The sequence below is a fragment of the Vibrio sp. N418 genome, from assembly GCF_000222565.1.
Taxonomy (GTDB): domain Bacteria; phylum Pseudomonadota; class Gammaproteobacteria; order Enterobacterales; family Vibrionaceae; genus Vibrio; species Vibrio scophthalmi.
In genome coordinates this window covers 18,630-44,614 of record NZ_AFWD01000033.1, presented here as the reverse complement: position 1 = coordinate 44,614, position 25,985 = coordinate 18,630, and the positions used below count along the sequence as shown (strand labels likewise).

Genomic DNA, 25,985 nt, shown 5'->3' with positions numbered 1-25,985 from the left:
TCTATGATGAGGCGTTTTTTTTACTAATTTTTGCTACAAAGTGAAAATTTTGCTTTTTAATGCCTAGTTAAGCAGAGTGTCGATTGCAGTTAATGAGAAATTTATGATTTGCAGCAAAAACATCCATGGCTGAAGGCGTAGTATCAATGCGGGAACTTTTCTTGGAACGTATTGAATATGAATAATTTGGTTGATCGCTTTTTGCGTTATGTAACTTTTGACACTCAGTCTAACCCTAGTAATCTGCGTTGCCCAAGTAGTGAAGGCCAGCATACCTTTGCTCAAGCTTTAAAGCAGGAACTGATCGATCTAGGTTTGAGTAATGTCTCTCTCGACGATAATGGCTACTTGATGGCTCGCTTACCGAGCAATGTTGACTACTCAGTGCCTGCGGTTGGCTTTGTTGCCCATATGGATACTGCTCCAGATGCGTCGGGTTACAATGTAAAACCGCAAATCGTTGAAGATTACCAAGGCGGTGACATCGCGCTCGGCAAAGGCGATGAAGTGCTTTCCCCCATTCATTACCCTGAACTGCATAATCTGCATGGTCACGACATCATCTGCACGGATGGTACCACCTTATTGGGGGCAGATAATAAAGCCGGTATTGCTGAAATCATTACAGCGATGGCCCACTTAATAAATAACCCTCATATTCCCCATGGCGATATTTGCATTGGTTTTACCCCTGATGAAGAGATTGGCAGAGGAGCCGATCTATTTAATGTTGAAAAATTTGGTGCAGAGTGGGCATATACCATTGATGGTGGGCCTGTAGGTGAGTTGGAGTATGAAAACTTCAATGCAACTAACGCAGATGTAATCTTCCATGGCATCAATGTTCATCCGGGCACGGCGAAAGATAAGATGGTTAATTCCATTAATCTTGCGGCACGTTTTCAAATGATGATGCCCGCGGACGAAACACCAGAATGCACCGATGGTTATCAAGGCTTTTATCATCTTAAATCGGCAGAAATGTCGGTTGCTCGCAGTGAGCTTGGTTACATCATCCGTGATTTTGACCGAGCGGGGCTTGAAGAGCGTAAAGTTGTCATGCAGCGTAATGTCGATCGATTGAATGCCGAGCTACATAAAGGTCATGTGGAACTGAAACTCACTGACAGCTATTTCAATATGAAGGAAATGGTTGAGCCTTACCCGCACATCATTGAATTAGCCAAACAAGCAATGATTGAGTGCGATATTAAACCAAACATTACTCCCATCCGTGGTGGAACAGATGGTGCTCGTTTGTCGTTTATGGGCTTGCCTTGCCCAAACATCTTTACTGGTGGCTATAACTTTCATGGTATCCATGAGTTTATCACCGTACAAGGCATGCAAGATGCGGTTAACGTTATTGTGAAGTTGTCAGAAAAAACCGCGCTCAATTACCGATAATTCTCTGATTGTTCTAGGATTAAGGAGTCCCCTTAACTCTGGAGTAAGTGATGATTAAAGGTGCTCTATTATTATTTTCTCATCTGTTTATCGGAGGGGTGGGCTTTGCGTTAGGTATTTACGCATTGCCCATCCTTACTCAACCAGCGTCACCGGAAATGACGTCGGTTGAACAAATCTCAAATCACGCGCTATTTAGCGGAACATTTCAACGTGAGCGGCAGGACAGTGATTTTCTGCACTGGGGAGAAGGTTCCGTCTCGTTAACGGATAGCCAGGTTGTATTCATCGGTGAGTTGGCGCCAGGGCCTGACTATAAACTCTATCTATCGCCTATCTATATAGAAACAGAAGCTGAGTTTCATCAGCATAAAAATCGTATGGCTCAAGTAGGTGACATCCGAACTTTTGACCGTTTTTCTATTGATCTTCCTGTCGATATAAAAGTGGAAGAATTTAATACAGTGATCGTTTGGTGTGAAAGTTTTGGCCAATTTATCACTTCCGCACGATATAACTAGCTGGATTTTCTGCGCTTAGTGTGGGAAGTTTATGGTTAAAGCAACGCGTTTGAATTATTGATAGGAGTAGAGCGTGGAGAAAGTACAAGTTGTTATCGATTTTCTTCTAACTCATAAGTTGGCATTCTCGGCATTGATTATCTTGCTGATTTCAATTGTACGCCGTGTCACCTTAGCGAAGATTCGTGGTGATGTCGCCTTTTTATCAGAAGATCAGCGCAACTGGATGTCACGCACCAAAAATGGCGCGTTTGCCATGATGGTACTGTCTCTGTTTATTCTGTGGCAATCGGAGATCAATGAGTTCGCATTGTCTTTAACGGCCATTGCTGTGGCGGTCGTTGTGGCAAGTAAAGAAATTATTCTTTGTTTCACAGGATCTATACAGCGTGCCAGCTCACGCTCTTTCCGAATTGGGGACTGGATTGAAGTGGGGAAATTGTGTGGTGAAGTGATCGAACACAATATGATGGCAACGGTGATTCAAGAGATCGATCTTTATCATGGTCAATACCATTTCACGGGTAAAACAGCGACATTACCGAACAGTATGTTTTTTACTTATCCGGTAAAAAACCTCAATTTTATGAAGCGTTATGTTTATCATGACTTTAGTATCGTTGTACGTGACTTTGTTAACCTCTACCCATTGTTGCCAGAGCTTAATGTTAAGGTTGAAGAACACTGTTTATCATTTATTGAAGTTGCGCGTCGCTATAACTCAGTAATTGAGAAACATGCCGGGGTCGATCTACCTGGTTCGGAGCCACATATTCATATCAATAGTACCTCTACGGGTGAACAAGCCGTCCACGTAATGCTGTTTTGTCCCACCGAACAAGCCAACCATCTTGAGCAGTTAATTCGCCAAGATTTCATGGAAATGTACGAGCAAAGGTTTGCGCCAACGATTAACTGAAAGGAAAATCGTAAGTGATTGCTTTTTGAGTAAAATTTGACGCGTCAAAAAAATAGCACAAATCGAAACGATAAAATATCCCGATAGATCTTTCAGCCAATAGCAGGTAACGTGCGCCTGCTTGCTATTCATAACATTTAATAAAATTAGCAAGCGTGCTCAGAGTGAGCAGTTAGTATGGCGCAACTGTTGATAGATCAACGACCCATAGGGTTAGAAGTTACAAGGACAGATTCGGTGCGGCAGTTTTTCTGAACATATTGCGTAAAGCAAGTATTGGAAATTTAGCCTCAATGAACACAAAATCACTTTATTGTGTACTCTCAAAAATATCAGAAAACCAATACATTAATGGCTTATGTAATGTATTTCTGATGCTATTACCTATCAGTTTACTATCTGCATTTTGTATGTTGATTGGCACTGGTCTATCTATGCTCGGTTTTGCAGACTGGGCTCAAAAAATTCAGCTAACGAGCACGTTAGTCTGGAAGCTTTTCCCGATTTTATTAGTTGTCTATTATTCGCAATTTTTAGCCACGCTACATAAAACATCGCGTGCTAATGTCATTACGCCTGCATTGCTTATTTATGTCATCTTAGGCCATGAATGGGGCATGTTACAGCCGGGGTCAGTGATACCAACTAACTATCCATTGGCGATTATTATTCCTTTTTTGGTGAGTAAGACGACACAACTTATCGAAAAGAGACGATTGTTTGTTGAATCTGAATTGCCAAATGTTGTCGATCAAACCATTAATTTGGTTGGAGCAGCCGTTTTTATGGTTGTGCTTTATGTCGGAGCAGGCACTCTCTTAAAAGATTGGATTATTGCAAGCAGTGAGTTTTTTAGACTCATTCCAACCTTAGATGAGTATTCTTTAGGCGATGCAGTTATCTATGAGCTTGTGCGCAACTTGTTTTGGAGCATAGGGATCAATGGTCATATTGTACTTGCACCTTTAAAGAGTGAGCTTTACGAATTTACGGCACAAAGTTATCGCTTATATGCGGACTTTGGCGTACAACTCCCAATATTAACCAGTAATTTTTACGACATCTATGCCGCAATGGGGGGCTCTGGCAACACCATAAGCCTTGTATTGTGCATGTTGTTTTTTACCCAAAATAGAGGCTATCGAGCACTTGCTGCCGCTACTTTAGTGCTTAGTATATTCAATATTAACGAGCCGATTTTATTCGGCTTACCGGTAATCTTTAATCCACTATTGATTGTGCCGTTTTTGCTTGCTCCAATTGCAGGTTTGGTACTGGCCTATACCGCAACCGCGTTAGGTTTAGTTTCGCCAGTTGAAACCTTCGTCAGCTGGATGACGCCTGCACTATTGAGTGGTTATAACGCTACCGGTAATGATCCAGCAGCAGTGATATTACAGCTGGTGATCATCATGGTATGTACTTTGATTTATTACCCATTCTTTAAACAAATGGATAAAGTAATCGGTACTAATGCGATCTTTACCAAAGGTTTGTCTGATAACTTCTTCAATTATCGAGATATGGGTAACAACCGTGCAGTGATGGGGATGTTACCGCAGATGAGTGGTAATCTGGCAGCGCAGCGAAATATTAGTCAATTGCAAACGACAGGTGATTTTGTCCTGTTTTACCAACCACAAGTTGATATGCAGCGAAACTGCATCAACTCGTTGGAAGTACTGATTCGCCATAAAAGCTACGATGGTAAAATTACCCCACCGACCTTTTTATCAAGCTTCGCGAAGTTAGGCTTATCTTCTGAAGTGGATTTGTGGGTGGTTAAACAAGCTTTGCATGAAGTGAGCCCATTAGCGGTTGATCCAAAATTTAAGGTATCGATTAACATATCACCTGATACATTTTTGATTGAAAACTTCGCAAAAATTGTGATTAAGATGATTGAGCAAAGTAATTTGGCATTCAATCAGATTGAATTTGAGATCACCGAAGATTTGCTGATTCAAGATGAAGAAACAACTTGGAATGTATTGCAAGAACTGCGCAGCATAGGCATTAAAATTGCGTTGGACGATTTTGGCGCTGGATATTCATCGATTGGTTACCTGAGCCGCTATGAATTCGATAAAGTGAAAATAGATCGCTCGCTTGTTTTAAATTTGAAGCAGAAAAACGGTAAAGAGATGTTTAGCCTCACAACTCAATTGGTTCGTACTATCGGTGCAGAAATCGTGGTTGAAGGGGTTGAAGAACAAGAGGAAATCGATTTCATGCAGCAGCAAGATATCCATTTGATTCAGGGCTACTACTTCTATAAGCCAATGCCACTGAGTGAGATCATTGAGCAAGATATATTTTGTTAACTAGAAAGAGGGCGCAGGCCCTCTTTCTAGTTCTGCTAGATGATTTAGCGACTTGTTGTTGGGGATATTGAAGCTTGAATAGGGTATTTCTGTTTTAGTTTTAATGCCGCGTTAACCAGCGCGATTAGTACAGGCACTTCGATTAATGGCCCAATGACTCCAGCAAAAGCTTGGTCAGAATTTAAGCCAAATACAGCAATAGAAACGGCAATCGCGAGTTCAAAATTGTTGCCTGTCGCAGTGAAAGCGATTGATGCATTCTTGTCGTATTCGATCCCCATACGTTTTCCCACATAAAAGCTAACGAAAAACATGACGACAAAGTAGATCGCTAATGGGATAGCCACACGCACGACATCCATTGGCAATTCTAAAATCATCTCTCCCTTTAAGCTAAACATCAGCACGATAGTCGCCAGTAGCGCAACTAAGGTAATTGGCGAGATTCGGGGAATGAAAACCTCGTTATACCAACGTTCTCCCTTCGCTTTTACTAATAATTTACGGCTGAGGAAGCCAGCAAGGAATGGAATACCAAGATAAATGAGTACGCTTTCTGCGATAGTAAAGATTGATATATCAACATCAAAGCCTTGATATCCTAACAACGGCGGTAACACACTGATAAACAGCCATGCCATAAAGCTATAAGTGACAATCTGAAATGCGCTATTCACGGCAACGAGAGCAGCGCCGTATTCTTTATTGCCACCACCCAGATCATTCCATACGAGAACCATTGCAATACAACGCGCTAAGCCAATTAAAATGATGCCGACCATGTAACCTGGTTTATCTGCCAAGAAGGTAATCGCGAGAACAAACATTAGGATAGGTCCGACAACCCAATTCGTAATCAAAGAGAGCTTTACTGCTTGCTTATCTCTGCGCACGTTACCCAGTAGGCGGTAATCGACTTTAGCAAGTGGTGGATACATCATAAGAATGAGGCCAATTGCTAATGGAATATTGGTACTCCCGACAGACATAGCATCGTTCCAGTGTGCAACTTGCGGCCATAGTGCACCTATTGCAACACCAATAGCCATCGCTAAAAAGATCCACAGTGTTAAGTAGCGATCCAAGAAACTCATGCTTGGTGGTGTGAGAGGTGGAGTTGTATTATTCATAGCAAAACCTTTCGTTTATCGTCGAATTGCGATTGATTGAGTTAATAAAAAGGTAGCACAAGCTACCTATATTTGTTCAATCAGTATTAGTCTAATAGCTGACTGAACAAGGATGAAAAAGTTTCCGCTGTTTGGCGGTTGATGCGATAACACATTTTAGGCGGCATCGGTTCTGCACTAATAAACCCGGCTTGTTTGAGGATGCGTAGATGTTCAGAGACCGTCGATTGGGCAAGGCCAAGCTCAGAAACCAAGTCACTGTTTAGGCAGCCACCCAAATTATCGAGTGTAAATAAAATCTTGAGTATACGAACGCGAGCTGGATGAGAGAGTGCTTTTGCGAGTGTTGCAAATTGTTGCTCTTTTTCCAGTTGCGTTGGATCGGTCATTAATGCTTTAGCGGTTATCTCTTTACATTTATTCATATCACTTTGCATAGTGTATCGTCGAATGACGATTATCCTATCGTGTTATTTTGTGACGATCAAGTTTTACCGATTATATTTGTTTCTTCCCCCACCCCCACTTGAAGATTTGCTGATCAAGTTTGCCAAACGATTTTCACTTAATGCTCGAACTTATGGTATTGCGTAAAGTGGTGGATCTGCTTAGGTACAAACGTGCTATAGATCAAACTCGTATGACTACGAGGTGTCAGAATATGATCGGTCATCCCATCAATCATGGTTTCTTCTACTGTCACCGTGCCATCAGATTGAATACTTCTGTCCATCATGAGCAATGCTCTCGCACCAATGGGTAGTGTTCCTGCAATACATCCTAGCCTTTGTGGAAACTCCCAACGGTCATCATGTGGATCTAATCCGTGCTGCGGTGAGTTGCCGAGAATAGAGGCGAAACCTAACTGTTTTATTCGTCCGACGATGGAAGCGCCTTTAATTGGGGTACCAATAGTGACGATATGGCTAATAGATTGAATAGTGGGTTTACGAGAGGCGAGATAACGTTTGATGATAATCCCGCCAAGGCTATGGCCAACGAGAATATTCGTTTCGCTGCTGGATAAGGCGTCATCGAGTTTACTGAAAATAGCATTGTCATCAATCGCAACAGTGTTGTAGGTAATCGTTTGAGTATTAAAGCCCATCTGGCGAAGTTTGCGGCTTAGTGGCTGCATAACAATGCTATGCATATACAGCCCATGCAAAATGAGAATCTTCATCGATTTGTCCCCCCCAAATACACTTATTTCCACTAAAGAGTAAATTGCCAGATTTTTCATAATAAAACAATGTTCATTTACTTGGTTTATACAGCCGCGGGTAAATATATCCCAAATTGTATTTTTGATTTATCTCTTATGATCAAGCCGCTATCGGCCCCGCCAGATCTTATTTAGGTTTTAATTGGACACGTTAGTGTGGATTCAGCGAGATTATAGCGTATTGAACGATGGTCAGATCTCGATGAGTTATGTGTCCATTATGTGCGCCATGCCCTGTCAAAATTGCCATTTGGACTACTATTAAATGAGCCGAGTTATACGGCGAGTTTATTATTGTATAAAGTAGGACAGGTGGTGTTATGGGACTTGGGGCTTATCTATCAATTGCGAATGTTGCGGGTGCTATTGTTGTTAGTGCTGATGGGAATGTAAGAAACCTTAAGGAAGGGGAAAGCCCTCTACCAGGTGATATAATAATGTTACCTGATGGCACATTTACGGAAGCGGGGACTCCTGTTGTAAACGCTGCTATCGCAGAACAAGATGGATCGCTTCGTGATGTCAGCGATGATGTTCAACAAATCATCGCGGCCGTTGAAGAAGGGCAAGACCCAACTCAAGTTGATGTAGAGTTTGATCCCGCTGCTGGTGAAGAAAATGGTTCCAGCGGTACAAGCTTAGATTCAGTGCAACGTACTGGTGATGAGGCGATTGCTCAAACGTTATTTGAAACGCAAGGTTTTGAAAGTCTCGGCCTATCAAGAACGCAAAGCCTAGGCTTAATAGAACGTATTATTACCTTACTGAATGAACCTATTCCCGAACCAGATACGCCGCCACAAGCTCGCAGTTTCGATGTGTCACTTGATGAAAGTGGCAGAGCCGCAATCATTTTCAATGATGATGTTGATTCAACGAATGACCATATTTCCGATGCCGAAGATGATGCCGCTAATGCACCGCTAAGGGTCGTGATCACAAGTCTGCCTGAATCGGGAGTGCTGCTTTATGATGGTGTCGCACTGACTGAAAATGATCTAACCGTATTCAACAACCTCTCAGCATCCGATAGCCTTTCTCAATCTAATGACGATGTGATTGGTGAGCTAAAAACCTTCGATCCAACGCTATTCACCTATGAAAACGATAACCAATCGACCGGATTCTTCCTTGGTGTTCAAGAGCAGCCGGAAGGCTTTGAAGGGGATGAAAGTACAACAAACTTCCTAAACTGGGGTGAGCCAGTAGAGGGCGATCCAACTCAGCGAGTACTGACTTTTGAAGGTAGTGATGATGTGATTCGCATCACCGCTAATTCTGATAATGACCAAGCGCTTACTCAATATTACGGTGACAAAAATCATGTTGGTTATGGATTAGGTGTTGGCGGTGGTAATGGTATTCAAGCCAACGAGTCGATTACCATTGATATGTCCGATCGACCCTCAGATTCAGTTACCTTGGGGCTTGATGGCCTTGGTGGCTGGTTCTATGAAGAACAGCAAGCCAACCCAACCAGCGTGCTTATTACGGTTTACCTTGATGAAGGTGGTCCTATTGTTAAAGAGGTGACCAAAGAAACCTCGGGCAATACGGACTTGTTCAAAGAGATAGAAATCTTTGCATCGGAAGGTCAAGAAGGTGCACAAATCACCAGTGTCGAAGTCTCGACGATCGGTAACGGTAACTGGGAGTTGCGTTACTTTGAAGCGAGCCCTGCAGACGATACCTTCGATTATCGCGCCGTGGACAGTGACGATAATGTCAGTGAAGAGCGCACCGTTAGCCTTGTAGAGGCCGATAATGCGCCGCCAATTGCGACCGATGATCCGGTGGAATTTGAAGTGGCATTGGGTAAATTTAATGGTGACGATTGGAGCCATCCTGATGCGCAAATCAGCGCGAGCTATCAAGGTGATGACAAAGGAATTACCGAAAGTGGCGTAAAACGCGGTGTGGAAGGTGATGAAAACGGCGGACCGGGTGCGCAAATCCAATACAATCGTGAAGAGGGCGAATCAGAGCAATTTAGAATTGATCTGGATGAGCCCGTGACTGAATTTAGTTTCTCGGTCTCTAACCTGTTTAAAAATGAAGGTGGCTCTGGCAACCATGAGCAAGGTAAATGGGTCGCTTATCTCGGTGATAATGCTGTCGCGAGTGGCTTATTTATTGCGAATGAAGGCAATAGCAACGGTACCTACAGCTTCGATGAAACCGCTTTAGGTGGTGTCGCTTTTGACAACATCGTGTTTGAGTCGGTCGACTTTGTTAATGAGCCGAGTCGCGGCTCTGATTCTTCCGATTACTTCCTCACCGGATTTAAAGCCTCCAGTGATGGTGCTTACGCCGCAAACCAAGGGGATGTGTTGCAAATTCCTGTCGCTGAGTTGTTGGGCAACGATGCCGATCCAGACGGCGATAATATCCGCTTTACGCATGTGTCAGATGCCAACAATGCCAATATTTGGATAGAGGATGGCATCGTCTACATCGATTTAGATGATGACTTCATCGGGAATACCCATTTTGATTATGTGATCACCGACGATAAAGGCGGCTTTGATGAAGCCAAAGTGTCCATTATCGTCAACCCACTGCCGATTCCGGTGGAGGTTGAATCCATAGAAATGCTCGATACCACCGTGGTGGAAGGCGATAATTTGGTTTATCAAGTGGCACTTGAAGGCGGTGTACTTGAGGAAACCCGCTATAGCATTGAGTTTGGCGCCAATGGAGACACCGCAAGCGATAATGATGTTGATTTAAGCAATGTTCAGTTCACCAATGGTGTGACTTACGACGCCAATACTAACGAAATTGTGGTGCCAATTGGTATCAGCAATTTCAGCATTGTCATTCCAACGCTAGTCGATGGGATTTATGAAATTACGGAAGACTACACACTTACCATTGGTGGTGTGAGTGGTGAAGGGAATATTGAAAACGTCGATATTCCGCAAGTCGAAGTGTCTGCCGATGTGGATGTGAGTGAAGGCCAAGAAGCGGTCTTTACCGTCTCTCTTTCGATGCCAACAGAAGCGCCAACCACCATTAATTTGGGCATCAATCATGTGACCACGGAAAGTGATGATATCAGCACGATGGTGGTTGAATTTGAAGGCAATAATGGTTGGGAAGCTTTAACGGTTGCCAATAATGGTGATGTTATCTTACCTGCTGGTGTGAATGAAATTCGCGTAACGATACCGACGGTAGATGACAACAATGCGCCAGTGTATGAAGGCCCTGAGAGCTTTGAGCTGACTGCTGTTGGAGTGGCAGGCGTGCAAGGCAGTGATACCGGAACGGCGACTATTTTTGATGATGGCAGTGTTGATCCACAAGGCCCAACTCCACCTGATGATGATCGCCCAGTGGTGACCGCGGTGAGTGAGCCGACAGTCGAAGAGGGGGGCATTGCGACCTTTGATGTGACGCTTTCATCAAGTAGCACAACAGACACAACGATTACCTTAACACTTTCTGAAGGTACAGCTTCAGACCCAGATGATTTTGATGGTAGTGAAGTGACGGTTAAGTTCGGCACTACAACCCAAGTTTTATCTGTTGCCAATGACGGTAGCGTGCAATTCGATTTACCTGCGGGAGAATCTGAATTTGAAGTATTGGTGCAGACTAACGACGACGTTATTGTTGATAATAATGAGACGTTTAATCTAGCGGCAACAACCGAATATCAACAAAGCGATGTTGATGGTGATGCCACCATTATCGATGATGTTGACGCCGCGATTGTGACATTAACAGGCCCAGAGTCAGTGATGGAAGGCGATACAACAGGAGCCTTTACCATTACGTTGAGCGATCCAGCGAAACCTAATGGTACACCACTTGCGCCTGTCGGTAGCATCATTACGTTGAGTTACAGCTACGTTAATGCAGATGGTGATGACATTGTTGAAGTTGCGCAGGCGATAGTCAATCCAGATGGTTATACCGCGAACTTTACCATTGATACGGTACAAGATGATGTCTATGAAGAAGGCCAAGCCTTTACGGTATCCGCGCTTTCGGTAACCGATGACCAAAACAACAACATCTTCGAAGCGTTGGATTTAAGTAATGCCAGCCAGCATGTGTTGATTGATGACAGCAAAGATAACCCACCAGAAGCCGAGGACTTTGATGTTGCACTCGACTCAAGTGGCGCCGCTGCCATTGTTTTCAATGACGACGTCAATGCAAATAACGACCATATTTCCGATGCGGAAGATGACCCTGCCAATACACCACTAGAGGTGCTCATCACCAGTCTGCCAGAATCAGGAGTACTGTTCTACGATGGTCAACCACTCGATGAGAGTGATTTGACGCAATTTGACGACAATGGTGACGTGATTGGTGAGCTTAAAACCTTCGATCCAACGCTATTCACCTATGAAAACGATAACCAATCGACAGGGTTCTTCCTTGGTGTTCAAGAGGAGCCGGAAGGCTTTGAAGGGGATAGAAGTACAACAAACTTCCTAAACTGGGGTGAGCCAGTAGAGGGAGACTCAACTCAGCGAGTACTGACTTTTGAAGGTAGTGATGATGTGATTCGTATCACCGCTAATTCTGATAATGACCAAGCGCTTACTCAATATTACGGTGACAAAAATCATGTTGGTTATGGTTTAGGTGTTGGCGGTGGTAACGGTATTCAAGCCAACGAGTCAATTACCATTGATATGTCTGATCGACCTTCAGATTCAGTTACCTTGGGGCTTGATGGCCTTGGTGGCTGGTTCTATGAAGAACAGCAAGCCAACCCAACCAGCGTGCTTATTACGGTTTACCTTGATGAAGGTGGTCCTATTGTTAAAGAGGTAACCAAAGAAACCTCGGGCAATACGGACTTGTTCAAAGAGATAGAAATCTTTGCATCGGAAGGCCAAGAAGGCGCACAAATCACCAGTGTCGAAGTCTCGACGATCGGTAACGGTAACTGGGAGTTGCGTTACTTTGAAGCGAGCCCTGCAGACGATACCTTCGATTATCGCGCCGTGGACAGTGACGATAATGTCAGTGAAGAGCGCACCGTTAGCCTTGTGGAGGCCGATAATGCGCCACCGATTGCGACCGATGATCCGGTGGAATTTGAAGTGGCATTGGGTAAATTTAATGGTGACGATTGGAGCCATCCTGATGCGCAAATCAGCGCGAGCTATCAAGGCGATGACAAAGGAATTACCGAAAGTGGCGTGAAACGCGGTGTGGAAGGCGATGAAAACGGCGGACCGGGTGCGCAAATCCAATACAATCGTGAAGAGGGCGAATCAGAGCAATTTAGAATTGATCTGGATGAGCCCGTGACTGAATTTAGTTTCTCCGTCTCTAACCTGTTTAAAAATGAAGGTGGCTCTGGCAACCATGAGCAAGGTAAATGGGTCGCTTATCTCGGTGATAATGCTGTCGCGAGTGGCTTGTTCATTGCGAATGAAGGCAATAGCAACGGTACCTACAGCTTCGATGAAACCGCTTTAGGCGGTGTCGCTTTTGATAACATCGTGTTTGAGTCGGTCGACTTTGTTAATGAGCCGAGTCGCGGCTCTGATTCTTCCGATTACTTCCTCACCGGATTTAAAGCCTCCAGTGATGGTGCTTACGCCGCAAACCAAGGGGATGTGTTGCAAATTCCTGTCGCTGAGTTGTTGGGCAACGATGCCGATCCAGACGGCGATAATATCCGCTTTACGCATGTGTCAGATGCCAACAATGCCAATATTTGGATAGAAGATGGCATCGTCTACATCGATTTAGATGATGACTTCATCGGGAATACCCATTTTGATTATGTGATCACCGACGATAAAGGCGGCTTTGATGAAGCCAAAGTGTCCATTATCGTCAACCCACTGCCGACTCCGGTGGAGGTTGAATCCATAGAGATGCTCGATACCACCGTGGTGGAAGGCGATAATTTGGTTTATCAAGTGGCACTTGAAGACGGTGTACTTGAGGAAACCCGCTATAGCATTGAGTTTGGCGCGAATGGAGACACCGCAAGCGATAACGATGTTGATTTAAGCAATGTTCAGTTCACCAATGGTGTGACTTACGACGCCAATACTAACGAAATTGTGGTGCCAATTGGTATCAGCAATTTCAGCATTGTCATTCCAACGCTAGTCGATGGGATTTATGAAATTACGGAAGACTACACACTCAGCATTGGTGGTGTGAGTGGTGAAGGGAATATTGAAAACGTCGATATTCCGCAAGTTGAAGTGTCTGCCGATGTGGATGTGAGTGAAGGCCAAGAAGCGGTCTTTACCGTCTCTCTTTCGATGCCAACAGAAGCGCCAACCACCATTAATTTGGGCATCAATCACGTGACCACGGAAAGTGATGATATCAGCACGATGGTGGTTGAGTTCGAAGGCAATAGTGGTTGGGAAGCTTTAACGGTCGCTAATAATGGTGATGTTATCTTACCCGCTGGTGTGAATGAAATTCGCGTAACGATACCGACGGTAGATGACAACAATGCGCCAGTGTATGAAGGCCCTGAGAGCTTTGAGCTGACCGCTGTTGGAGTGGTAGGCGTGCAAGGCAGTGATACTGGAACGGCGACCATTTTTGATGATGGCAGTGTTGATCCACAAGGCCCAACTCCAGAGGATGATGATCGCCCAGTAGTGACCGCGGTGAGTGAGCCGACAGTCGAAGAGGGGGGCATTGCGACCTTTGATGTGACGCTTTCATCAAGTAGCACAACAGATACGACCATCACATTGACGCTATCGGAGTTGAGTGCAACAACTCCGGAAGATTTTGAGGGTGCAGAACTGACGGTGCAATTTGGTGCTACTACACAAGTTCTCGCCGTCGCAAATGATGGTACCGCTCAATTTGTTTTACCAGCAGGTGAGTCCGCATTTGATGTATTGGTGCAAACAACAGATGATGCCATATCCGATAACAACGAAATGTTTACCTTATCTGCTGCAACCGAGTATCAACAAGGAACAGAGCAAGGCAGCGCGACCATTACCGATAATGAAGCTCCGACGTTAGATCTGGATGGAGGCCAATATCAAATCGAGTTTGTTAGTGAAAATGCAGGTTATCAAAATGTGTTTGGTTACTACGTCTATGATGACGCGAGTGATACTCAGGAATTGATGATTCTGATCGCTGATTCTCATGATTATCAAGGCAATGTGGTGGATCCTGTACTGGGGCAGCTCGATAGCCTGGATAATGTGGGATATTTCCTTATCCCGGATGGCGCTGATGTTATCAACAATGCTCCGAACAATGCTGAATTCACTATGAATGACGATGGTGAATTACTGATCAATGGCGCCGTCGTTCCAAACCAAACGGTTTTCTCGACGCACGGTGAAAATTCAACCATTCGAATCTCTGAAGATAACGACGGCAACACCGTATTGAGTTTTGATGATCAGCTAGTACATCCGAACGATGACGATGATTATGATGACTTGGTTATCAAAGTATCGAAAGTTGACACGAATGTTGACTATCAGACCACCTTTACCGAAGGTGATTCACCAGTATCCATTGCTGATATCGATGCTGACATTTTTGATGACCATGACCGTATTAGCAGTATGGAAGTGACCTTAGTCAACAAGCTCGACGGCGATACTTTGGTGCTACCTGCTGATACAACCGGTTATACCATCGGTCAAAGTGTACTTGCTTCATCGATAGTACTCACTGTGACCGCTGATGATCCTAACGGCCTATCTGCCGCTGACTTTGAAGCCTTCTTGAAACAAATTGGCTTTGAGAATACGAGTGACAACCCTGATGAGACTGATCGTACAGTTACAGTTCAAGTAACTGATAATGCTGGACAAACGTCCAATACTGCAACGACAACGATTAAAGTAATCGAAGTGTCTGATCTTGATGTTATTGATAGTGCCTCGGGTAAAGAAGATACCGCGATTGCGCTTGATATTTCCCTACCCGCTGACAGTTCTGTTGTGGAAGTGGTCATTAAAGATATTCCTGATGGTGCAGTTCTCGCTTCAAACGGTAATGCGATTAGTGTGGCCAATGGTATGGCTTCTGTCTCGCCAAGTCAGTTGGATACTCTGGAGATAACGCCACCAGAACATAGTGACGTGAACTTCAGTCTGCGAGTTGAAGGCTATACAGCGAATGACACGGTGATTGAAGACCATATTATTGAGGTCGATGTTGAAGCGGTCACGGATACACCAACGATCGATATCGAAGGGGCGGAAATTTTATCGTTCCATAATTTCGATACAATCGATCTGGATGGTCGTTCATGGCGCGGTGATATTGACTCACAAGAGCTCACCGACGCCAACGTTGTTTCTGGCATTAGTGATGGTGCCGAGGGTGTTTGGGGAACAGACAACAATACAGGAAACAAAGATTATCATGAGGTTGGTAAGGAAACCGTTTATCGTGGTAATGCAGGAGAGCAAGGCAATCAGGTTTATGAGTTAGAAGGTCGTCATGGTGACGATCAACTTTACACCCAATTTGATGGTGAAGCAGGCCAGTTTTACGCATTATCATTTGATGTCGCTGCTCGCCGACTTGATGATTCGCCTATGACAGTATTCTTAGAGGATAGTCAAGGTAATCGCACGATATTGTTTGAATACACCGATCAGCAAAGCAAGCAATGGAGTAGTGAAACGCTCAATTTCCAAACACCAGACGATGGTCAATATAAGGTGGTGTTTGAGTCAGAAACCTCCGCCAATAGTTATGGAGCATTGCTCGATGACATTAAGCTAGAAACACTCGACAACATCGGTTATGAAGACAGCTATATCGCCCTTAGCGATATTGTCGTTGGCTTGGTGGATACTGATGGTTCGGAATCGTTAACAACCCACCTTGACTTGAGTGCGTTCCCATCGGGTACGGTAGTTAAAGCCCCCAATGGTGGTGATCTCACCCCGGACAGTAATGGCATTATTGATATCACCGCATGGCAATCTGACTTGGCCGAGCTGTTTATTAATGTATCTGAGCCAGGTAACTACCCATTAGTTGTGACAACCACTGCTCAAGATAATGCCCCTGGTGTCGAAGAAAGCGTTGATAAAGTGATCAACGTGACTGTCTTGCCGATTTTGGATGCGGTTAGCCAACAAATTGAGATTGTCGAAGATACCACGCATATTCTGAGCTTGAATGACTTTGGCATTACCGACCCTGATACCACCTTGTTCATTACGCATTTATCGAGCAACGGTCAGTATGAGTTGCAAACGTCGCTAGACACTTGGGAACCAATCTCAGAACGCGACAGAGTGGATGCATCAGAAATTAGCTTCGGCAATGTTCGATTTGTGCCAGCAGAGCATGAAACGGGTTACGATCAATATCCAGATGCGGGAGAGGGTAACCAGTATCAAGATTACTCGAGTCTGGGCTTTATTTTGGAGAAAGGCGATGCCCGTAGTGAAGAGCAAACGCTCACGATAGATGTATCGCCGATCGCTGATGCGCCGACCCTAACCATTGTCACCCCGAACATTGTTTTGCCAGAGCAAAGCTTTACCGTCTCAGAATGGGATAATATCGTCATCGATCCAACTTATGGCTTAGGTTACGGTGTTGATGGTGATACCTTGGTAGCACAAATCAGTGCACTTGACCCAACTCAGGCGACGCTCTCTACCACGGATAATGTCGAAGATACGGGTAATGGGGCGACCCCTGCCAGTACCGCGGTATTAGTGACTGGTCTTGTTTATCTTGAGGCGGGTAATAGCTATGACTTTACTGGTCAAGCGGATGATAGTATCGCCATTAAAGTTGGAGGACAGTTAGTCGATGAAGGGCGCTGGGGTGTGAATAGCGGCGAAATCACCGGTAGTGCGTTTGTTCCCCCTGTGAGCGGTTATTATCCGATTGAAATTCACCACCATAATCAAAGTGGTAACGGCAGTTTTGATGTGAATGTTGCCATTAATGGTGGTACCGCAGTGGACTTATCCAATAGTGCGCTTTCAGTGCTGCCTAATGAAACCGCGTTAGACAATTCAGGCTTACGAACTTCGGATCTTAAAGTTGTCGATGGTGTCGAAGTGTATCAGCACTATGGTTACAACGAAGGCTTACAAGATACCGAAATTCCATTGTCTGAAATAACCACGGCCTTGGTCGATACGGACAGCTCCGAGAATTTAACCATTGAGCTGAGCGGCCTGCCACAAGGATCGACGTTAGGCGATGGAACAAATAGTATTGATGTTGATGCCAGCGGTATCGTGGACGTGACGGGTTGGGATTTAACGCAGCTAACCGTGTTGCCACCCTCGGGTGATGACAGTGATTTTACCATCACTGTTACCTCAACAACGAAAGAGCAGTACTCAACCAGTGAAGCCGACTCGGTGGCGACGATTGATGTTGTCGTTCATGAAAATCAACCAACAGTTACCGTTTCTGAATTACAAACCGTTGATGAAGATAATTCGGTGTCAGGTAATTTACTGGCCAGTGCAACCGATGCAGACAACTTACTGGAAGTTGCAGCCATTAGCATTGATAACGTGAGTTATAACGTCGGAGAAACAATTAATTTAGCCTCAGGGGCATTGTTAATTGATGCCAATGGTGACTACAGCTTTGAACCTAATGCTGATTGGTCAGGTATGTTACCAGTTGTAACCTATACCACCAATACTGGCGCTAGCGACACTTTAACCATCAATATCACCCCAGTCGCTGATGACCCAACAGTATCAATTGTGTTTGGTGAGTCAACTGTGAACGGCCAAGGGGAGATTGAAACCGAAGTAGATATTACGGCTTCAGTCACCGATTTAGATGGCAGTGAACAGATTCAATCTGTCATTATTCAAGGCCTGCCTGCAACCGCGGTGGTCTCTGCTGGATATCAAGATGGTGTGAATTGGGTGCTGCCAGTAACAGGATCTGTGTCGGAAACGTTCGATAACCTTGTGATTACCCATCCTCAAGGTACAGTTTTAGATATTGATGTTACTGCGACCAGCATTGAAGCGGCCAATAATGATACCGCAACTAGTACCGAAAATGCCGCATCACAACAAGATATCTATGCCGATCAAGGCGGTGAAACGCCAATGACTTTGATGAGCTTGATTATCGATTCGTCTGGCAGTATGCGTAGCAGACCATTCTATAATGATTCAGGAAATCCGGATCAAAACAAAATGAGAATGGAATTGGTGCTTGAGGCGTCAATAGAGATGCTTGAGCATGTAAATGTGCAAGAAGGATCGGAAAATGTCTTGGTGCAGCTCATCGATTTTGATGACCAACTCGGTGACGGTAATGATGGACAAGCCAATGATAATGCCGATCGAAATGCTCAAAGTGAAGGCTGGATGACCGTTAATCAAGCCATTTCAATGTTAGGCTCGGCCTTGAGTAGTGTCGCTGATAGTAGTTATACCGGTGTGTTTGACCCTTCAGGTTACACGGATTACGAAGAAGCGGTTTATGGCGTAATGAATGGCTATGACGATGCTGCACTTAATAGTGTTGATTTGACCAATACCAATGATGTGATCTTCTTCCTTAGTGACGGTAGTAATAACCGAGGCTGGGATTCAACAACCAACAGTGAGTGGGATGCCTTTATTGTTGGTAAAGAGGTCACCTCTGTCGGGGTAGGTGTCCCATCATCGATTCCTAAAGAGGGCTTAGAAGAGGTCGCAGGTTCGGGGAATATTCTCTATATACCCGATTCTAAGATCAAAACTGAGCTACCAAAACTGCGTCCAACCATCGGTCTACCGGGTACGTTACTTGCGATGATCACAGGGATGGATGTTGAAGAGATTGTCATTAATGCATCGAGCGTTGAAGTATTGCAAGAGATCGATGTCAATGGATCGATCAACCCAGCGTCTGTTACCACTAGAGTTGATATAGACGATCTGGTGATCGAAACAGACTATGGTGATCTGCGTATTAAAGAAGATGGTTCATACTTCTTCCAACCCGATCCGACAGCCCCACAACTTGGAGCAGGTGAAGCCGTTGGTTACAACATCCTTTATACCGTGCTTGATACTAACGGAGTAGAGTCACAACATCTAGCGACATTGAATATCAGCCAAAGTGGGAACGTGAAAGCAAATTCACCAAGCCTCAATGGTTCTACTGGTGATGATGTCATCACGGGTAGTGATGCTGATGATGTTCTACTTGGTCATCAAGGCGATGATGTTATTGATGGTGGCCTAGGCGATGATTATCTCTTCGGTGGTGAAGGCGACGATGTCTTGATTGGTGGTCTTGGTAATGATGTCCTAACCGGTGGTGAAGGTGATGATACCTTCCTCTGGATGAATGGCGATCTTGATGGCGGGTTAGATGTGATTAAAGACTTTACCGTCAACGAAGATAAGATCGATATCTCTGACTTGTTAGGACAAAACGAGACGATGGATGATCTGTTTAACAGCATCACAGCGACGGTGGTAGACAGTAATCATGTTGAATTGACGATTAGTCGGGATAATGGCCAAAGCACCCAAACGATACAGGTGGATGGTGTGGTTGATCAAATTGATGGCATCAACAGTGGTAGTGGTAACATAACAGGTAATGAGTTGACCAACTTGCTCAATGAATTGATTAAACCCGCTGAAATATAATACTAAAAGGGCCGAAAGGCCCTTTTGTTCTTAGTGTACATACACTAAGAGCTAATGGAGTTAGTGATGATTATCCAAAGATCATTTTAGGTGATAGCGTTGCTTTATCCTAAAAGAATGCCTTTCAGTATAAATTTTTTACTAGTAAGAAACAAAGCTCGGGAATAAAATTTGCTTTTAATACTATCGTTGCTCGTTTATGAATAAAGCAATTTTGCTTGCTGTGATCACAGCATGTGTTGGCGTAAGTTTATTTGTTTCTGTTTTCTCTATCGGCGCAAATATCCCTGTTTATCAATGGCCAATTGAAGCTTTGCATGGTCTCGCTTTTACTTTTGCTTGGGGATTAGGTTTTCCCAAGTATCTTGCCTATTTGGCTGGCATTGTTATTTTGGGTGCAGTCACTTTTGCTTGTTACGTCATTGGGCAAAAATTCGCTAATCTTATTTGGCGTGAGTAGAACAAGCGGATTATTTAAAAGCTAGATGAGTATTCATTAGATAAAAGCCCAACCTGATTGTTGGGCTTTTATCTATCTGTTGGTGTTCAACCAATACTCTTGGCACCGCACCTCGAAACTGCACCTTGAAACAATACTTTGAAATAACACATCATTTTTCGCGTTGTAACTGTGTGGCTCTCTTAGTCAACGAGACCACCACGTTGCTGAGCCTGTGTTACTAGCGCTTGGCGATGGGCCTCAGCTTCACAAATGGTTGATTTTTGTGGTTGTTGAGACGCTGGCTGTGTTTGTTCTGTTATATCGTTTTCAGGGACATACACAAAGTGAGAACTAATAGTCATGAGAACCTCAATTGTTCGTGTTCGCCTTCCTGGTTTTCATGTTAACCGAGCGAATCATTCGCTGGTGGATAAATTCGGATTTGGATAATAAGGTAGCTTCATGGGCTTAACCTCATCCGCTTACATTTTATTATAGGCGTAGATGCAAGGCTTACTTACCTTGCTTGCGTTATTAGGGGGATGAAAAAAGCCGACAGCATAACTATCGGCTTGAAATTATTGGCTTATCTAACGCTACTCATTCCTGTGAAGGCTGAATGGCGTGTGACAAAAATTATACGTCGTAAGTTGTAGAAGCAGTATTACCGCCTGTACCTGTCCAGTTAGTGTGGAAGAATTCACCACGTGGACGATCGATACGCTCGTAAGTGTGAGCACCGAAGTAATCGCGCTGTGCTTGCAGCAGGTTCGCAGGTAGGCGAGCCGTGGTGAAGCCATCTAGGAAGGTTAGAGCAGATGTCATACAAGGCATTGGGATGCCTGATTCCATAGATTTCGCTGCCACTTTGCGCCAAGCGCTCATGCAGTTGTCTAGGATACCTTTGAAGTAAGCATCTGAGCCTAGGAATGCGATCTCTGGGTTCGCTTCATAAGCATCACGAATGTTGCCTAGGAATGCAGAACGGATGATACAGCCGCCACGCCACATAAGTGCCACGTTACCGTAGTTAAGATCCCAGCCGTTTTCATTCGACGCTTCACGCATTAGCATGAAACCTTGCGCGTAAGAGATGATCTTAGAAGCCAGTAGAGCCTGACGTAGTGCATCAACCCATTCTTGCTTATCGCCTTCAACAGGTGCGATCGTCTTAGCAAATAGTTGCTCAGCTTCAACACGCTGGTCTTTCAATGCTGAAAGGCAACGAGAGAATACCGATTCGGTGATTAGCGTCAGCGGAATACCCATATCGAGTGCATTGATACCGGTCCATTTACCTGTACCTTTTTGGCCTGCTGTGTCTAGGATTTTCTCAACTAGAGCTTCGCCGTCTTCGTCTTTGTAGCCAAGGATATCAGCGGTGATTTCTACTAGGTAGCTGTCTAGTTCAGTGGTATTCCACTCAGCGAATACTTTTTGCATTTCGTCAGAAGATAGACCAAGGCCATCTTTCATGAATTGGTATGCTTCAGTGATCAACTGCATGTCACCGTATTCGATGCCGTTGTGAACCATTTTAACGAAGTGACCCGCGCCATCGTTACCCACCCAATCACAACAAGGCTCACCAGCGTCAGTTTTTGCTGAGATGCCTTGGAAGATAGGCTTAACAGCTTCCCAAGCTTCATGAGCGCCACCAGGCATGATTGAAGGGCCAAAACGAGCGCCTTCTTCACCACCAGATACGCCAGTACCGATGAAGTGAATGCCTTTTTCGCGAAGTGCGGCAACGCGACGGTTGGTATCAGGGAAATTGGTGTTACCACCATCAATGATGATGTCGCCTTTGTCTAGCAGTGGTACCAGTTTGTCGATGAAGATATCAACTACGTCACCAGCACGAACCATTAGCATGATTTTACGTGGTGATTCTAGTTTCTCTACTAGCTCTTCAAGCGAGTATGCGCCAACGATGTTGGTGTCTTTTGCAGGACCTGCTAAGAACTCGTCTACTTTGTCAGTAGAACGGTTGTGTGCAACCACTTTAAAACCATGGTCGTTCATGTTTAGGATAAGGTTCTGACCCATTACAGCAAGGCCGATTACACCGATATCACCTTTCATTGTTTCTCTCCAAATTACGCTAAAGGACGGGCTATTGTGCTAACGATAACGTTAAGCAATCTGTGCTGCCGCGTCTGAATCTAAGTACCATTCTGTTTCACCAGTTGTAGACTGGATTTTTGCTGCCGGGTAAGGCAGCTCAGAAGCAGGAGTGGTGGAAATTTCGTTGACGATGGCAACCTTACCTGCGCCAAGTACGAGGTAGCTGATGCGTTTCGCCGCTTGTAATACTTTGGCTGTTTTTGATACGCGGATCTGACCCGACTCCGGATGAGAAGCCAGTACAGACAGATTTTCGTCTGCGTAGTTCGTCACTCCTGGGAATAGCGAAGCGGTGTGGCCATCTGCACCCACGCCAAGCAAAATCCAATCAAATACCGGTGTGCCGTTTTCACATGGAATGACATCGGCCATCTCTTTGGCAAAGCGCACGGCTTCAGCTTGCGGTTCATCCTCTCCGCGAATACGGTGGATGTTTTCTGCAGGAATTGCCACTTGGCTGAACAGAAGCGTGTTGGCTTCACCATAGTTGCTTTCTGCGTCATCCGGCGCCACACAACGCTCATCACCCCACCAGAAGTGAAGGTGTTGCCATTGAATCGCGCTTGCGAATGGTTCGCTAGCGAGCAGTTTAAACAGCATTTTTGGCGTGCTACCACCAGATAGAGAAATATGCACAGCACGGCCTAATTCGCTGTAGGCTTGCATATCCTTCGCCAGGCTTTCAACAACCTGATCTGCCGTATCAAAGATCTTATGATTGATCATAGTTCGCAGTAATCCGTATCGGTTAGGTTTTTACAAGGGAAGCGCCATGCACGTCCATCGCGTTGTAATAAATCGTCACACTCTTTTGGTCCCCATGTACCACAGGCATAACCAAATAGCGACTGAGGGTCTTGTTTGAAATCCAGAATCGGCTGAACATATTTCCAACACGCTTCAACTGCATCGCTACGTGCGAATAGAGTCGCATCGCCGTTTAGTGCATCAAGCAATAAACGCTCATAAGCGGTTAACATCTGCGTTTCAAGCAAGTCAGCGTAGTGGAAGTTCATCTTCACTTCTTTGGCTTTAAATCCAGCCCCTGGCTGTTTAAGGCCGAAGCTCATTTGAATGCCTTCATCAGGCTGAATACGGATGATCAGTTTGTTCTCTGGCGCATCTTGACCAAATACTGGGTGCGGTGTGTTCTTAAAGTGAATCACTACTTCCGTCACACGAGTTGGTAAACGTTTACCGGTACGTACATAGAATGGCACACCATTCCAACGCCAGTTATTGATATAGGCTTTAAGACCAACGTAAGTTTCAGTACGTGAGTCTTCAGCAACGCCATGTTCTTCACGGTAACCCGGTAAATGTTGTCCACGAACATCAGAAGCGGTGTATTGGCCAAGCACAAGGTTGTTGCGCAGGTCATCTTCTTCCAATGGTTTTAAGCATTGCAGTACTTTGGCTACTTCATCACGGATTGAATCGGCGTTGATTTGTGCTGGTGGCTCCATGCCCACCATTGCTAACACTTGTAGCAGGTGGTTTTGGAACATATCACGCATCGCACCAGAGCCGTCGTAGTATCCGCCACGCTCTTCAACACCTAGGAATTCCGCTCCAGTGATTTCAACATAATCGATGAAGTTGCGGTTCCATAGGGGTTCAAACATTGCGTTAGAAAAACGGAACACCAACAGGTTTTGTACGGTCTCTTTACCTAGGTAATGGTCAATACGGTAGATTTGATGTTCTTGGAAATGCTCATGGATATCTTTATCCAATTGACGTGCTGATGCTAAATCATAGCCAAAAGGTTTTTCTACAATTAGACGTTTCCAACCGGTTTGTTCATCATTAAGACCATGAGCTGCAAGGCTCGCGGGAATGACGCTGTACAAGCTTGGCGGTGTCGCGAGGTAGAATAGGGTGTTGCGCTGTTCAAACTGATACTTGTCGGCTAGCTGATCAAGGCGAGCGGTAAGTTTATTGTAATCTGCAGTATCAGAAGTGTTGATCGCTTGGTAGTGAAGATGATCAATAAAGGCATCCAACGTTGCTGGCTCAGTTTTCTCCATTTCTTGAAGAGAATGCTTCAGCTTGTCACGGTATGATTCATCACTATATTCAGTGCGGCTCACGCCTAAAATCGCGAAATTTTCAGGAAGTTGTTTGTTCGCGTAGAGGTGGTATAAAGCAGGGACCAACTTACGATATGTTAAGTCGCCCGAAGCACCAAAAATAACGATGCTGCTGTTTTCTGGAATTACCATCATCTTTCCCTTAAAACGAGGTAGTGATTGCGTGCCTAGGTTTGGCTTTTCACTTATATAGTAGGAAAGCAACCCTATCAACGACACCTCAAAATAGATAATCGATGCTACCTATTTCATTGATAGATAAAATCGAAGCTCGTTGAGTTAACACTCAATACGGCGCTGTATTGTCTACGACAAATTGATTCACATCAACTCCCGAGTGTTTAATTGCTTAATATATGACTTGTTTTTTACATGCTTTGAACACGGGGTATCGAATATAAGCCAGAGAATCAAACAATTACACTTATAGTTAACGATTGCGTTAAGAATGACAGCTTAAGATTTTGCTCGTTAGTATAGGTGATATTGGCCATGTTATGGATCCATTAGGCAGGCTGTTTGAAACAATTTGTTGACGAATATTACTCTGCATTAACCTTGATGTTTAGTATGCTGAACGCGAAAGGGCAAACACAACGATGTTTAAGCCACTGTTTGGCTGCAAACCCTATGCACAAAATTTAGCCTAATTGAGAGAACCCTATGTTAATACGCACTGTGTTAAGACGTACTTTGTTGTTCGTTATGACGATATTCGCCGCTCAATCGTTTGCTTCATCTTTTGATATGAAATCGGCAATGAATGAAATGAAACTGAATTTTAAGCATGCAGCGGAGGCGCAAAGCGTAGAAGAGATGACTACGGCGATGACTTCGTTCAATCAAGTGCTCGTTCAACTGCAAAACGCTCGTTTCCCAGCGGAAAAACAAGCACTTTATACCGAAGGTTTTGAACAACTAGACTTGGTCGTTGAGGGCGTCGAAAAACAACTTGAACAGGGCAACCTTGAACAAGCCAAAGCACAATTAAAAGCTATCGATGATCTGCGAGTTGAATTCCACGATAAACGCAATCCAAGTATCTGGAGTAAGCTATTTGGCTGATCGTTTTAAATCGGTTTTTCGCCACGATGCGATCGAGAAAGAACACTGCCTTAGGGCGGTGTTTTTTTATCGCCAAAGCACGATCAACAGAAACCGGTATCCGAACATGATTACTAGGTTTGAAAAAGCCAACTTAGGCCTCTTGCTT

Annotated in this window: 14 protein-coding genes; 7 read left to right on the top strand and 7 right to left on the bottom strand. The window is 44.5% G+C overall.

The genetic code is table 11. The features are described from left to right. Positions 1 to 177 precede the first annotated feature (177 nt). From pepT to RH86_RS05295, 4 genes are all read left to right on the top strand, one after another. Positions 178 to 1,407 (top strand): peptidase T, encoded by a 1,230-nt coding sequence (gene pepT / locus RH86_RS05310; protein ID WP_009385397.1) that lies wholly within the window; start codon positions 178 to 180, stop codon positions 1,405 to 1,407. Between the two features lie 53 nt (positions 1,408 to 1,460). Continuing rightward, positions 1,461 to 1,928 (top strand): DM13 domain-containing protein, encoded by a 468-nt coding sequence (locus RH86_RS05305; RefSeq protein WP_175422550.1) that lies wholly within the window; start codon positions 1,461 to 1,463, stop codon positions 1,926 to 1,928. Positions 1,929 to 2,001: 73 nt separating this feature from the next. Then, positions 2,002 to 2,847, top strand: coding sequence for a mechanosensitive ion channel family protein (locus RH86_RS05300; RefSeq protein WP_009385395.1), 846 nt, complete (start codon positions 2,002 to 2,004; stop codon positions 2,845 to 2,847). Positions 2,848 to 3,140: 293 nt separating this feature from the next. Beyond that, positions 3,141 to 5,171, top strand: coding sequence for an EAL domain-containing protein (locus tag RH86_RS05295; protein WP_009385394.1), 2,031 nt, complete (start codon positions 3,141 to 3,143; stop codon positions 5,169 to 5,171). Positions 5,172 to 5,215: 44 nt separating this feature from the next. Here the strand turns inward: RH86_RS05295 and arsB are convergent, their stop codons facing one another. The 3 genes from arsB to RH86_RS05280 form a co-directional block, all read right to left on the bottom strand. Continuing rightward, positions 5,216 to 6,301, bottom strand: a complete 1,086-nt coding sequence (gene arsB, locus RH86_RS05290; protein WP_009385393.1) for an ACR3 family arsenite efflux transporter — start codon at positions 6,299 to 6,301, stop codon at positions 5,216 to 5,218. A gap of 86 nt (positions 6,302 to 6,387) precedes the next feature. Then, positions 6,388 to 6,738, bottom strand: coding sequence for an ArsR/SmtB family transcription factor (locus RH86_RS05285; RefSeq protein ID WP_009385392.1), 351 nt, complete (start codon positions 6,736 to 6,738; stop codon positions 6,388 to 6,390). A gap of 128 nt (positions 6,739 to 6,866) precedes the next feature. Beyond that, entirely contained in the window at positions 6,867 to 7,484 is a 618-nt protein-coding gene (locus tag RH86_RS05280; RefSeq protein WP_009385391.1) for an esterase/lipase family protein, read from the bottom strand. A gap of 362 nt (positions 7,485 to 7,846) precedes the next feature. Between RH86_RS05280 and RH86_RS05275 the strand changes: the two genes are divergently transcribed. Then, positions 7,847 to 20,110, top strand: a complete 12,264-nt coding sequence (locus RH86_RS05275) for an Ig-like domain-containing protein (RefSeq protein ID WP_009385390.1) — start codon at positions 7,847 to 7,849, stop codon at positions 20,108 to 20,110. A 199-nt stretch (positions 20,111 to 20,309) separates the two neighbouring features. Beyond that, positions 20,310 to 20,570, top strand: coding sequence for a hypothetical protein (locus RH86_RS05270; RefSeq protein ID WP_009385389.1), 261 nt, complete (start codon positions 20,310 to 20,312; stop codon positions 20,568 to 20,570). Positions 20,571 to 20,752: 182 nt separating this feature from the next. On the opposite strand, the gene RH86_RS20540 is transcribed toward RH86_RS05270, so the two are convergent. The 4 genes from RH86_RS20540 to zwf form a co-directional block, all read right to left on the bottom strand. Then, positions 20,753 to 20,914: a hypothetical protein gene (locus RH86_RS20540; RefSeq protein WP_009385388.1), complete on the bottom strand. Its 162-nt coding sequence runs from the start codon at positions 20,912 to 20,914 to the stop codon at positions 20,753 to 20,755. A gap of 274 nt (positions 20,915 to 21,188) precedes the next feature. Beyond that, positions 21,189 to 22,637, bottom strand: a complete 1,449-nt coding sequence (gene gnd / locus RH86_RS05265) for a decarboxylating NADP(+)-dependent phosphogluconate dehydrogenase (RefSeq protein ID WP_009385387.1) — start codon at positions 22,635 to 22,637, stop codon at positions 21,189 to 21,191. Positions 22,638 to 22,688: 51 nt separating this feature from the next. Beyond that, positions 22,689 to 23,405 (bottom strand): 6-phosphogluconolactonase, encoded by a 717-nt coding sequence (gene pgl / locus RH86_RS05260; protein ID WP_009385386.1) that lies wholly within the window; start codon positions 23,403 to 23,405, stop codon positions 22,689 to 22,691. Then, entirely contained in the window at positions 23,402 to 24,904 is a 1,503-nt protein-coding gene (zwf, locus tag RH86_RS05255; protein ID WP_009385385.1) for a glucose-6-phosphate dehydrogenase, read from the bottom strand. The genes pgl and zwf overlap by 4 nt, the downstream gene beginning before the upstream one ends. A gap of 531 nt (positions 24,905 to 25,435) precedes the next feature. Here zwf and RH86_RS05250 point away from each other — a divergent pair. After that, the gene (locus tag RH86_RS05250) at positions 25,436 to 25,837 is read left to right on the top strand and encodes a cytochrome b562 (RefSeq protein WP_009385384.1); all 402 of its coding nucleotides are present in this window, start codon (positions 25,436 to 25,438) and stop codon (positions 25,835 to 25,837) included. Positions 25,838 to 25,985: the final 148 nt, after the last annotated feature.

Bases quoted from the DNA above. Each gene is read 5' to 3' on its own strand.
- gnd (WP_009385387.1), bottom strand. From the start codon at position 22,637: ATGAAAGGTGATATCGGTGTAATCGGCCTTGCTGTAATGGGTCAGAAC.
- RH86_RS05270 (WP_009385389.1), top strand. From the start codon at position 20,310: ATGAATAAAGCAATTTTGCTTGCTGTGATCACAGCATGTGTTGGCGTA.
- RH86_RS05275 (WP_009385390.1), top strand. From the start codon at position 7,847: ATGGGACTTGGGGCTTATCTATCAATTGCGAATGTTGCGGGTGCTATT.
- RH86_RS05280 (WP_009385391.1), bottom strand. From the start codon at position 7,484: ATGAAGATTCTCATTTTGCATGGGCTGTATATGCATAGCATTGTTATG.
- RH86_RS20540 (WP_009385388.1), bottom strand. From the start codon at position 20,914: ATGACTATTAGTTCTCACTTTGTGTATGTCCCTGAAAACGATATAACA.
- RH86_RS05295 (WP_009385394.1), top strand. From the start codon at position 3,141: ATGAACACAAAATCACTTTATTGTGTACTCTCAAAAATATCAGAAAAC.
- RH86_RS05285 (WP_009385392.1), bottom strand. From the start codon at position 6,738: ATGCAAAGTGATATGAATAAATGTAAAGAGATAACCGCTAAAGCATTA.
- arsB (WP_009385393.1), bottom strand. From the start codon at position 6,301: ATGAATAATACAACTCCACCTCTCACACCACCAAGCATGAGTTTCTTG.
- pepT (WP_009385397.1), top strand. From the start codon at position 178: ATGAATAATTTGGTTGATCGCTTTTTGCGTTATGTAACTTTTGACACT.
- pgl (WP_009385386.1), bottom strand. From the start codon at position 23,405: ATGATCAATCATAAGATCTTTGATACGGCAGATCAGGTTGTTGAAAGC.
- zwf (WP_009385385.1), bottom strand. From the start codon at position 24,904: ATGGTAATTCCAGAAAACAGCAGCATCGTTATTTTTGGTGCTTCGGGC.
- RH86_RS05250 (WP_009385384.1), top strand. From the start codon at position 25,436: ATGTTAATACGCACTGTGTTAAGACGTACTTTGTTGTTCGTTATGACG.